The organism is Rothia sp. HMSC066G07 (assembly GCF_001814485.1).
In the GTDB taxonomy this organism is placed as follows: domain Bacteria; phylum Actinomycetota; class Actinomycetes; order Actinomycetales; family Micrococcaceae; genus Rothia.
In genome coordinates this window covers 263557-274529 of record NZ_KV816932.1, presented here as the reverse complement: position 1 = coordinate 274529, position 10973 = coordinate 263557, and the positions used below count along the sequence as shown (strand labels likewise).

Genomic DNA, 10973 nt, shown 5'->3' with positions numbered 1-10973 from the left:
GCGCCGTTTCCTTCGTTGAGAAGGTTTTCCCTCGATGGGGGATAGCTCCTCAGATGAGGGGCTTAGAGGTTGCGGCTTGGCCTGCAACGTTAGCGTGCAGTGCCGCCCTGCGCTTCTTCCTCGCGACGTGCTAAAGTGCAGTCCGGGCAGTAGCCGGTCACTTCAACCACGTGCTCCAGCTCCGAGAAGCCGTGCTGCTTACCCATCGCTAGTGCCCAGTCCTCAAGGGCGGGTGCTTCTAGCTCAATGGCGGTGCCGCATCGGCGGCAGAGCAGGTGGTGGTGGTGATCTTTCACCCGGCAGTGGCGGTACAGCGTCTCACCCTCAACGCCCTTGACCGAGTCGAGCTCACCGGCGTTAGCCAGCGACTGCAGCACGCGGTAGGTGGTTGCGAGAGAGACCTGTTCCTTGCGGTTCGCGAGGGTCAGGTGCAGATCCTGTGCTGAGATGAAATCGCCGAGCTCTTCCATGGTCGCCTTGATGATACGACGCTGGCGGGTATTTCGGGCTTCGGCGGGCTTCGTAATTCTCCGTACGGGAATATGAGTGTCCATTGCTGAACCTTTCGGGGCGGAAGGCCCGCCCCATTGTGTGGTCGATCTTGTCTTACGACTTTACACTAGAGGCGTTCAAAAGGTGGTTGATTTGCGCTTTATCTCAAAAATTGAAGTCATCAACAGGCACGAATGAGGGTTAACGGTAGACTAAAACTATGAAAATGACGAAGTACACCCACTCATGTATCCGCCTTGAAAATGAGGGGCGCACCCTCGTTCTTGACCCCGGTAACTTTGCTGCAGAAGGCGAACACGCCACCGCGCTGGAAGGCGCCGATTACCTGTTCGTGACCCACGCGCATCCGGATCATTTTGATGGCCCGTCGGTGCTGCCGCTGATTGCTGAGCGTGCCGAGTCACAGACCCCGTTGAAGATTTGGGCTCCCGAGGCTGTCGCCCAGGTCATCAAGGAAGCTGTACCCGCTGCCGAGGTTACCGTTGTTTCCTCTGATTCTGAGTTCAGCATCCCCGGTTTTGAGGTGAAGACCTACGGCGGTCAGCACGCCCTGATTCACCCGCTGATTCAGACCATCGCTAACGTTGGTTACCTGATTAACGGTGCCGTGTACCACCCGGGTGACTCGCTGGTGGTTCCTCACCGCGTGCGTGCAAATACCGTCCTGGTGCCGATTCACGCCCCCTGGTCGAAGGTTCAGGAAGTCATCGATTTTGTGATTGCGACCGGCGCGCAGCGTGTGGTTCCGATTCACAACGGCATGATTAATCAGAATGGCACCGGCATTATTGAAGGCCTGGTGACGAACTTCGGTGCGAAGTACGGCACTGAGCTGAAGCACCTGAACCCCGGTGAGAGTATTGAGGTTGAGGCGTAAGCCTGACCGTTGAGCTTCAAACGCGCCGATGACGGCGCATGAAGGAGAGTATTGTGAGCACAATTTTTACCAAGATTATTGATGGCGAAATCCCGGGTCGTTTCGTCTGGAAGGACGAGCATTGCGTCGCCTTCCTGGACATCATGCCCCTGTCGGAAGGTCACCTGCTGCTCGTTCCCCGCGCTGAGGTCGACCGTTGGCCCGACCTGCCGGCTGAGCTGGCGGCGCACCTGTTCGCTGTGGCGCACAAGATTTCTGGTGCCCTGGATCAGGCATTTGATAAGGACCGTGTGGCTCTGATGATTGCGGGCTTCGACGTTCCGCACACCCACATCCACCTGTTCCCGGCTGACGGCATGGCTGATTACGATCCCGCTAACGCGAAGAAGGATGCTACCGCCGAAGAGCTGGATGCGGCCGCTGAGAAGGTGCGTGCCGCCCTGCGCGAGCGCGGCCACGGCGAGTTCGTGCCCGAGGCGTAAGCGCCGTTTACAGCGCGTATAAACACGAAGGAGCCGCCCTCTACAGATTTGTAGAGGGCGGCTCCTTCGTTGCTGTATCCCGGTGGGAAAGAAGCTTAGTGCTTTTCAGCCTTGGAAATCTGCTCAGCCAGGTCCTCGGGGGAGAGGTTAGCGGAGGAGAACTCGGGGGTCAGCGGCAGGTGCAGCTGCAGACCGGTACCGGGGCAAATCTCGACCTTAGCGGAGCGCAGCTTGAAGTCGACTACGTGGCCGCCTTGAACGTGATCGTCGTCGATGAAGTGAGCGTGGCAACCGGGAACCGAAATACCCTGCTCGTAGATGGGCGTACGGAAACCAACAATCGTACCGGTCACGTTGTCAAACTGGACGATGTCTTCATTTTCGGTTGCGGCTACCATCTTCGGGTAGGGCTTCTCCTGCTTGATGACGGTGCGGGTGCGGACCCATTCGAACTCGCCGTAAATCTTGATGGCGTACATGTAGTTCTTGGAGACGGTGAAGTCATCCAGAATCTGCGAGGCAGACTTACGCAGCAGGTTCAGCGGCAGTTCGCGCTTAATCATGGGCACGAAGTTGGTGACCACGGCGTAGGGGGTCTGCTGGCGCAGGTCGGGCAGGGATACGGAGCCGTCGTGGCGTACCTGGTAGCAGACGCCGTCGAGGACGACCATTTCGCCGTCGAGGCCGTTGAAGGTACCCACACCGAAGTTGCCGTGGCTCAGGAGCTCACCGATGGTCATCTCGCCATCGTAGATGCCGTCGAGCAGCTGGGACATGAGGCCGGTTTGAAAAACTTCGTTACGGAAAACAGTTTCACCGTTTAGGATGGTCGGCTGATATGCCATAAGATTTCTCCTCGTTACAGTGGATGCGGCGTCAGACGGGTCGGTCGGTCATCGGCGATAGCCGCCCTAGCTGATGCTGAGAGTGTGAGGGGCGGTAGGGAGAACACGGCATTCAGTGTCGTTTCTCGCGGAATTCGTAGGTGCCGCCGGCCGGGCGCACGCACTTTCATTGTACGCCCGTGCAGGAAGAACCCCGGGACTAGCGGGTACAACATCTTATGATGTGGCCTCTAGAGTGCTGAAAGCAGTCAACTGCACAAGGGCATAAAAATAGACTGGCATTCCCTCCGGTTGCACGACAAAAAGGGAGGGAACGCCAGCACCAACAGCTTAGCCCTTAGAGCCGCTCTAAGCGCAACTAAGATACACGAGGCTCAACGAAGCAGAAAAATATTGGACACGTACTGTCGCCAAAAGTGCTACAGCAAGATAGAAATCCGTAGAGATATGCCCGAGCACACAACAACGACCCATACGTTCCCAGAGGAACATATAGGCCGTTGCCTGTTCTCCAGAACGCACCCCCTACAAGGGGCACCGTTCAGGAAGAAAGATTAGACGCCGTAGTACAGCTGGTACTCAAGCGGGTGCGGAACCAGCGAGAGCGGCTCCAGCTCGTTCTTACGCTTGTAGTCAATCCACGCCTGAATCAGGTCCTCGGTGAAGACGCCGCCCTCGAGTAGGAAGTCGTGGTCAGCCTCCAGAGCAGCCAGAGCCTCCTCCAGGTTAGCCGGAGCCTTCTTGATGTCCTTAGCCTCTTCAGCGGGCAGCTCGTACAGGTCCTTATCGATCGGTGCCGGCGGCTCAATACGGTTACGGATACCGTCCAGACCAGCCATCAGCTGAGCAGCGAACGCGAAGTAGGGGTTAGCGGAGGGGTCCGGTGCACGGAACTCCAGGCGCTTAGCCTTCGGGTTGGTGCCGGTAATCGGGATGCGGATACCAGCGGAACGGTTACCCTGCGAGTACACCATGTTGATGGGAGCCTCGTAGCCGGGAACCAGACGCTTGTAAGAGTTCACGGTCGGGTTGGTGAACGCCAGAACAGCGGAGGAGTGCTCAATCAGACCGCCAATGTACCAGCGTGCGGTGTCAGAGAGGTTAGCGTAGCCGCGCTCATCGTAGAAGAGGGGCTCGCCGTCCTGCCACAGCGACTGGTGGCAGTGCATACCGGAGCCGTTGTCGCCGAACACGGGCTTGGGCATGAAGGTCACGGACTTGCCCCATGCGTCTGCGGTGCCCTTGATGACGTACTTGAACTTCAGCAGGTCGTCAGCAGCCTTGGTGAGGGTGTCGAACTTGTAGTTGATTTCTGCCTGGCCGGCTGCGCCCACCTCGTGGTGGCTACGCTCAACCTCAAGGCCAACCTCGTCCATTGCTACGCACATTGCGTCACGCAGATCAGCCTGCTTGTCGACGGGGGAGACGGGGAAGTATCCGCCCTTGACGGGGGTCTTGTTGCCCAGGTTGCCGCCCTCTTCCTTGCGGCCGGTGTTCCAGGGTGCCTCATCGGAGTCGATCTTGTAGAACACGGAGTTCGGCTCGACCTGGTAGCGAACGTCCTCGAAGACGAAGAATTCAGCCTCGGATGCAAAGAACGCGGTGTCTGCAATGCCGGTGGACTGCAGGTAAGCCTCGGCGCGCTCAGCGACGCCGCGGGGGTCACGGTGGTAGGGCTCGCCGGTGCGGGGGTTCACGATGGAGCAGATGATGACCAGGGTCTTCTCAATGCGGAAGGGGTCAACGTACGCGGACTGAACGTCGGGGATCAGCTGCATGTCGGACTCTGCAATGCCCTGGAAGCCGCGAATGGAGGAGCCATCAAAAAGCTGGCCGTTGACGAAGAAATCGTCATCAATCGCCTTAGCGGGCAGGTTGAAGTGCTGCTGCACGCCGGGCATGTCGGTGAATCGGATATCAACGAAGACTACTTCTTCGTTCTTGATAAAGTCGAGAACTTCCTGGGGGCTGGTAAACATGAGGACTGCTCCTTGTTCGACTGACGGTGCAGGAGGGTATCTTCCCTCATCACATTCAGTCTTTGGTTTAGTTTTTGGCCGCGGGCAAAACCCTGTGACATATCAAGCATAGTGGTTATTTTTTGCGCGTGCGTGACTATCGTGTTTCGGTAATGTTACAAATCCTGGAAAGGAGTTACATCTTGGTTGTCTCACGACACACAGTAGAGATGCTAACGCCCTCAGTAGAGCCAGTAGCAAAGCCAGTATCAATGCCCTCAGCAGCGCAATAATCGGGCGTAACAAAAGGCCCCGGTCCTCCCCACACGGGAAGAGCCGGAGCCTTCAAAACCTTATATCAGCGTCTCGCTTAGCGGCCGCGCATCGCACGACGGTCGGGGCGTGCACGCATCGGGTCAACACCCTTCGGCAGACCATTCATCGGGTTACGCATAGTGTTCAGAGTGCTCAGGCGACCAGAAACAACCTGCATCTCCTGCTGAGTCAGAGCCTTCGGCAGCTTATTCATGGTCTTCACAACGTCCTTGAGCTCAACCTGACCCTCATCGTGACCGGTCTCAATCACGTGAACCGGCACACCGGGAGCCACACGAGCCAGGTGCTTCTTTTCAGTGTTCACCAGCGAGTTCACACGGCTGTGAGGGCCCTCGGTCACCAGCACAATACCGGGACGGCCCAGCGCACGGAACACCAGATCCTGGTTGCGGTTCGCAGCAACGGGCTGCTCCTCAACAATCCAACCGCGGCGCACCGAGTTCATCGCTGCACCACTACGACCGGGCTGGTTCTCAATCTGAGCAAAAGCCGCAGTCTGCGCGCGGCGACCTAGCAGAAGCATCGCCACAATAGCGGCAACGCCCAGACCCAGAATCAGGAAAGTAATCCAGTTACCCAGGGCAATACCGATGAGGAGGAAAACCAAAAGGGTACCCAGAGCCGACAGACTCAGAATCCAACCAATATTCGGGTCGGACTTCTTGGTCATCTGGTAGACCTGCTTCATCTGGGCGAAAGTGCCCGGAGTGCGTTCCTTCTTCTTTTTCTTCTCTTCGCGCTTATCTGCCACGATTCTTCCTCGGCTGGTTCTTCCGCGGCCCCGAGAAGCGCCTCAAACGCTCACGGAACCATAGTGACGTAACGATGCAGTGTATGCCTGCAATTTTTCTAGTTTACCCTACCCACACAAGGGACGGGGTATAAGGGGAGGCTCCCCGAACACCGGACGAACACCGGGTTCGAGGAGCCTCAACGCTCTCAGAAAGATTCTGAAAAGGCTTAGTAGCCTGCAGCCACCAGGGTGGAGGCTTCCTGCAGGGCTGCGCCCTCACCCTCAATGTGGGCAAGGTTCTCGGGGATCGGGTAGCCGTTCTTACGCATTGCACGAGCCCACAGGCGACCTGCGCGGTACGAAGAACGAACCATCGGGCCCGCCATAACGCCGGCGAAACCGATCTCCTCAGCCATGTTCGCGAAGTCCACGAACTGCTGCGGCTTCACCCAACGCTCAATCGGGTGGAAGAGCGGGCCGGGGCGCAGGTACTGGGTGAGGGTAATGATGTCGCAGCCAGCATCGTGCAGATCGCACAGCGCCTCGTAAATCTCGTCGTCGGTCTCGCCCATTCCCAGAATCAGGTTGGACTTGGTGACCATGCCGCCTTCCTTAGCCTGGGTAATAACATCCAGGGAACGCTCGTAACGGAATGCCGGGCGAATCTGACGGAAGATACGGGGGACGGTCTCCAGGTTGTGCGCGAACACCTCGGGCTTAGCGTCAATCACCTTCTGAACATGCTCGGGAACACCCTTGAAGTCGGGGACGAGCATCTCAACGCCGGTGTTCGGGCACATCTTGTGAATCTGGCGGGTGGTCTCTGCGTACAGCCACGCACCGCCGTCTTCCAAGTCGTCACGAGCAACACCGGTCACGGTTGCGTAACGCAGACCCATGACCTTCACGTTCTTAGCAACCTTGAACGGCTCAGCATAGTCAACAGCGACGGGCTTGCCGGTCGCAATATTGCAGAAGTCGCAACGGCGAGTGCACTCGGAGCCACCAATCAGGTAGGTTGCCTCACGGTCTTCCCAACACTCGTAAATATTGGGGCAGCCTGCCTCTTCACACACGGTGTGCAGGCCCTGACCGCGAGCCAGCTCGCGCATCTCGTTGTATTCGGGGCCAACAATAGCCTTGGTCTTAATCCAGTGAGGCTTCTTCTCAATGGGAACCTCAGCGTTGCGGGCCTCCACACGCAGTAGCTTGCGTCCTTCAGGTGCGGTGCTCAAAAGTCTTCTCCTTGGTCTAGATGTGCCCTCTGTGCAGGTGGGCCATCTTCTATTTTACGCCCGCTCAGGCGTAGGTGAAACTGGTTTTCGTATATGACGAACAAAGCCGGACGCGTTACGTGTACGACCCGTTCGATGCTTCTTGACTGCGTCTAACCCTGCGTTTAGTCCTGCGCCGCAATGGGCTCGAAAGACTCTGCCAGGCGGTCCTGGTACTTCAGAAGCTCTGCCTCCAGCGGCTCCAAAATATCGGCGGGGGTGACGGTGCGGCCCAGCTGCTCCGAAATAGTGGTAACACCCGCATCGCTAATGCCGCAGGGAATGAACTGCTGGAAAGGCGCGGTGTCGTTGCAGCAGTTAATCGCGAAGCCGTGCATGGTGGTGTTACGCGAAACGCGCATGCCCAGTGCCGCGATCTTCTTGTCCTGGGTGATGCCGTCGCCCAGAATCCATACGCCGCTACGGCCCTCAACGCGCTCACCCTTAATGCCCAGACCAGCCAGGACGTTAATGATGATTTCCTCGACGATGCGCACATACGCCACCACGTCAATGGGCTCGGGCAGGCGCAGAATCGGGTAGCCGGTCAGCTGACCGGGGCCGTGCCAGGTCAGCTTGCCGCCGCGGTCAATCTTGACGACAGGGGTGGACTTGTCTGCGGGGTACTCGTGGTCTTCGGTGCGTTTACCGGCAGTAATCACTGCCTCGTGCTCAAGTAGAAGAATCGTATTCTGGCGGGTGCGGTTAGCCACCTCATCGTGGATGCGGTACTGCTTGTCCAGGCACTCAACATAGTTCACATAGTTCGGGGCGAAGCCCACGCGTTCAATCGTCACAGACATACTTTCTACCTTAGTACTGCTGGTGGAGGGAAGAAAATTAGGGCGCCCTGAATCACGTGATGAGCGAACACGTCGGAATGTTACGTGAGGGTGTGCTCAAGGGGAGGAACGGTGAATAAGCAGATAAATACCTGAATTAACCTTTGGGGTCCTTTGGAGTATTTTAACTATTTTAGAGTGCTTAAAGATATTGTTTGATGTAATTTGATAACATGATGGTATGAGAAGTAAAGAAGCACACGTTCTGGAAAGCATCGCCAACCCGGCTCTGCCCACCCTGCAGATTGTTGAGTACCGGGGTGGAACAACCGCAAGTACACCCACTGAGAGCGCACCCGCCGTACGTTCCGTGCCCTCCGCGCACCCCGAACGCTACACCCTGCGCACCATTTCTCACCCCGCCCCGCCAGCTCCCTCCGCCCAGCTGGCTCCTGCCGCGCCCACTCTGCGCGCGGCAGCCAACGGGTACGGATTCGAGGAAAACACGGATGCATCCGCTCAGCGGCACGCCCAGACCCCGCAGGTAGCCGCCGCCCTGCGTAACGCGCCCGGACTCGCCAAGCTCCACGCCGTTACTAGTGAGAGCGCCGATAGCGCCGATCAGCTGTGCCTCTGGTACGAGCCCCTCGATGCGGGCACCCTTGACAAGCTCCTGCGCGCTCGCACCCTCAACTCCGCCGAGCTCATGACCCTGGCACGCACTCTGCACCGGGCGCTCGGCAGCCTTAAAAAGGCAGGGGAGGGGCGCGCCGAGCTGAGTGCCGAATACATCGCTCTGAGCGCCGCCGGAGTGCCCAAACTGCTCCTACCTGATGCCGTCTATCGTGAAGCGGTTCCTCTAGACACGGAACAGCTCACCGCCGCCCTGGGCAACTACGCACGCTCAGCAGCAGCCCTGCTCTGGCAAGCCGCCTGCGGGCACACACCGGAACCCTCCGCCGCCCGCGTACCCCTCTCACTGCGCATGGTTTCACTGCGGATGGGAGCCGTCGGCACCGCACCCGAAGGAGCACCCAGCAACGAGTGGATTGAGCGCCTCGGCAGAGCCCTCGAATACCTGCTGGACGCACCCGACCAGGAGGCGGCGCTTGCAGGGCTCAGCTCTGTGGTCGCCCTCGCGGAGGAGGTGCCGCCTCGCCCGCTCAACGTCTACCTGAGCTGTTCAGAACGAGCCCGCGCCCTCATTCCCGCAGCTGTGGATCCCGCGCCGGTACAGAGGCTCTCAAAGACGCAAAAGGCGCAACGGTACCTAGCGGAACGTTTGCCTCGCGTGAAGAAGCCGGCAGCTGCCGCAGGCTCTATGCCGTTGAGCCCTGTGGCGAGCTCCGTATTGAGCCCTGCAAAGAGTGCACCCGCTCCGAAGAATGCAGATGCCGGAAAGAACGCAGAAGCGACAGGCTCATCCCGCCTTGCGGCGCTACGCGGTGCTTTCGCCCGCCCCTCCGCGCGCCTGGGGCTCGCCGCGCTCGCGCTGGGGGTTATTGCGCTGCCTCTCGGGTTCACCCTCTACGGTCAGAACGCCCCGGCAACGGCACAGCCCGTATCCGCTCAAGCCGTGAACGCAGCGGGGGAGCATGCGCCCGGCGACACGGCAACACAGGATCAGAGCGCACAGGATACAGCCGCACAGGATAAAAGCGCGCAGGGCGATCAGATTCTACGTGCCCTCATTGACCAGCGAAACCAAGAACGCCGTGCCCGAGGCGGCGCAGAGCTCACTGTCGACACCGCCGAAGAACTCAGCCGCGACAGCGAGAACATCCGCGTGATGGCGGTAGTCTCCGCACCCGGCTACCGCGCCGATAAAACCGAGCAGGAAGCCCGTAAACTCAGCGAAGAAAACGGCGTCACCCGCCAGAAAGTCATCTTCGACCTGCACCGCGGTGAGAAAGGCTGGGAGATAGCCCGCGCTGAACCCGTACCGGCTAGCTGACGCCGCGTAGCTGACACCGTAGAAACGCGGACACAACAAAAGGCGGCGGCCCCACCCACCGAAGTGGATGGAACCGCCGCCTTTTTGCTCGCTGTTCGGGAAAACCCGGAGAGCTACACTCGGTTACCCATCAGGGCACCGCCACAAGGAAACTTCCTTGAATCTATGCAGGTCTTAGAGGCCCAGCTCAGACTCGAAGTTTGCCTCCTCCAGGCGGGTCTTGAGGGTGTGCAGGAAGCGACCAGCGTCCGCACCGTCGACCACGCGGTGATCGTAGGTGAGGGACAGGTAGCACATGGAGCGGATAGCGATAACGTCGTTACCGTCAACATCCTTAACAACCATGGGGCGCTTCACGATGGAACCGGTGCCGAGGATTGCAACGTTCGGCTGGTTGATGATCGGGGTGTCGAACAGTGCACCGAAGGAACCAATGTTGGTGATGGTGAAGGTCGAACCCGACAGCTCCTCGGGGGAGATGTCGCCGGTACGTGCACGGCCACCCAGGTCGCCAATAGCCTTTGCCAGGCCAGCAATGCCCAGGTCAGAAGCGTTCTTGATGACGGGAACCAGCAGACCCTTGGGGGTGTCCACAGCAATAGCGATGTTCTCGGAGCCGTGGTAAGTGATCTGCTTGTAGTCTTCGGTCATGGAAGCGTTCAGAGCGGGGTGCTGCTGCAGAGCCTCAGCGGATGCCTGGACGAAGAAGGGCAGGAAGGTCAGCTTAGCGCCCTCACGAGCAGCGAAGCCGTCCTTAGCCTTTGCACGCAGCTGAACGATGCGGGTCACGTCAACCTCGGTGACCTGGGTCAGCTGGGTGGAGATGTCCAGGGACTCACGCATACGCTTTGCAATAACCTGGCGGATACGTGCGGTCTTCTCGACGGTGCCACGCTTGGGGGAAACCTCGAAGGTGTGCGGTGCCTTTGCGGAACCAGCAGCCGGAGCAGCAGCTGCAGCGGGTGCAGCGGGTGCAGCAGCGGCGGGAGCAGCGGAACCCTTAGCAGCGATAGCAGCCTGAACATCCTGCTTGCGGATGCGGCCACCAACACCGGTGCCCTTGACGGTGGACAGGTCGATGCCGTTGTCCTTAGCGAGCTTACGGACCAGCGGGGTCACGTATGCTTCGCCCTCAGCAGCTGCCGGAGCGGCAGGTGCAGCGGGAGCTGCGGGTGCAGCCGGAGCAACAGGAGCCTCAGCAACCGGAGCGGGAGCTGCG

9 protein-coding genes and 1 pseudogene are annotated in these 10973 nt (G+C 59.1%); 3 read left to right on the top strand and 7 right to left on the bottom strand.

The features are described 5' to 3' along the window. Window positions 1-89: 89 nt before the first annotated feature. Entirely contained in the window at window positions 90-554 is a 465-nt protein-coding gene (locus HMPREF2971_RS08245; protein WP_070634502.1) for a Fur family transcriptional regulator, read from the bottom strand. A 158-nt stretch (window positions 555-712) separates the two neighbouring features. Between HMPREF2971_RS08245 and HMPREF2971_RS08240 the strand changes: the two genes are divergently transcribed. Beyond that, on the top strand, window positions 713-1390 hold the full coding sequence (locus tag HMPREF2971_RS08240) for an MBL fold metallo-hydrolase (RefSeq protein WP_049358563.1): 678 nt from the start codon (window positions 713-715) through the stop codon (window positions 1388-1390). Between the two features lie 53 nt (window positions 1391-1443). After that, window positions 1444-1872: an HIT family protein gene (locus tag HMPREF2971_RS08235; protein ID WP_049361917.1), complete on the top strand. Its 429-nt coding sequence runs from the start codon at window positions 1444-1446 to the stop codon at window positions 1870-1872. A gap of 95 nt (window positions 1873-1967) precedes the next feature. Here the strand turns inward: HMPREF2971_RS08235 and budA are convergent, their stop codons facing one another. The 5 genes and pseudogenes from budA to lipB all read right to left on the bottom strand — a co-directional run. Continuing rightward, window positions 1968-2717, bottom strand: coding sequence for an acetolactate decarboxylase (budA, locus tag HMPREF2971_RS08230; RefSeq protein ID WP_070692424.1), 750 nt, complete (start codon window positions 2715-2717; stop codon window positions 1968-1970). A 554-nt stretch (window positions 2718-3271) separates the two neighbouring features. Then, window positions 3272-4696 carry a type I glutamate--ammonia ligase gene (gene glnA, locus HMPREF2971_RS08225; RefSeq protein ID WP_005508615.1) on the bottom strand — a complete coding sequence of 475 codons (1425 nt, stop codon included), beginning with the start codon at window positions 4694-4696 and terminating at the stop codon, window positions 3272-3274. 349 nt (window positions 4697-5045) lie between these two features. Next, a complete protein-coding gene (locus tag HMPREF2971_RS08220) occupies window positions 5046-5762 on the bottom strand; it encodes a DUF4191 domain-containing protein (RefSeq protein WP_005505470.1) in 717 nt (238 codons plus the stop codon). Window positions 5763-5971: 209 nt separating this feature from the next. After that, window positions 5972-6979: a lipoyl synthase gene (gene lipA, locus HMPREF2971_RS08215; RefSeq protein WP_049349534.1), complete on the bottom strand. Its 1008-nt coding sequence runs from the start codon at window positions 6977-6979 to the stop codon at window positions 5972-5974. 164 nt (window positions 6980-7143) lie between these two features. After that, window positions 7144-7833 (bottom strand): annotated as a pseudogene (gene lipB / locus HMPREF2971_RS08210) (lipoyl(octanoyl) transferase LipB); the annotation flags it as partial. Between the two features lie 208 nt (window positions 7834-8041). Here lipB and HMPREF2971_RS08205 point away from each other — a divergent pair. Next, entirely contained in the window at window positions 8042-9754 is a 1713-nt protein-coding gene (locus tag HMPREF2971_RS08205) for a peptidase (protein WP_070692421.1), read from the top strand. Window positions 9755-9928: 174 nt separating this feature from the next. On the opposite strand, the gene sucB is transcribed toward HMPREF2971_RS08205, so the two are convergent. Further along, on the bottom strand, window positions 9929-10973 hold a 1045-nt coding region (sucB, locus tag HMPREF2971_RS08200; RefSeq protein ID WP_070692418.1), incomplete at its 5' end, for a 2-oxoglutarate dehydrogenase, E2 component, dihydrolipoamide succinyltransferase.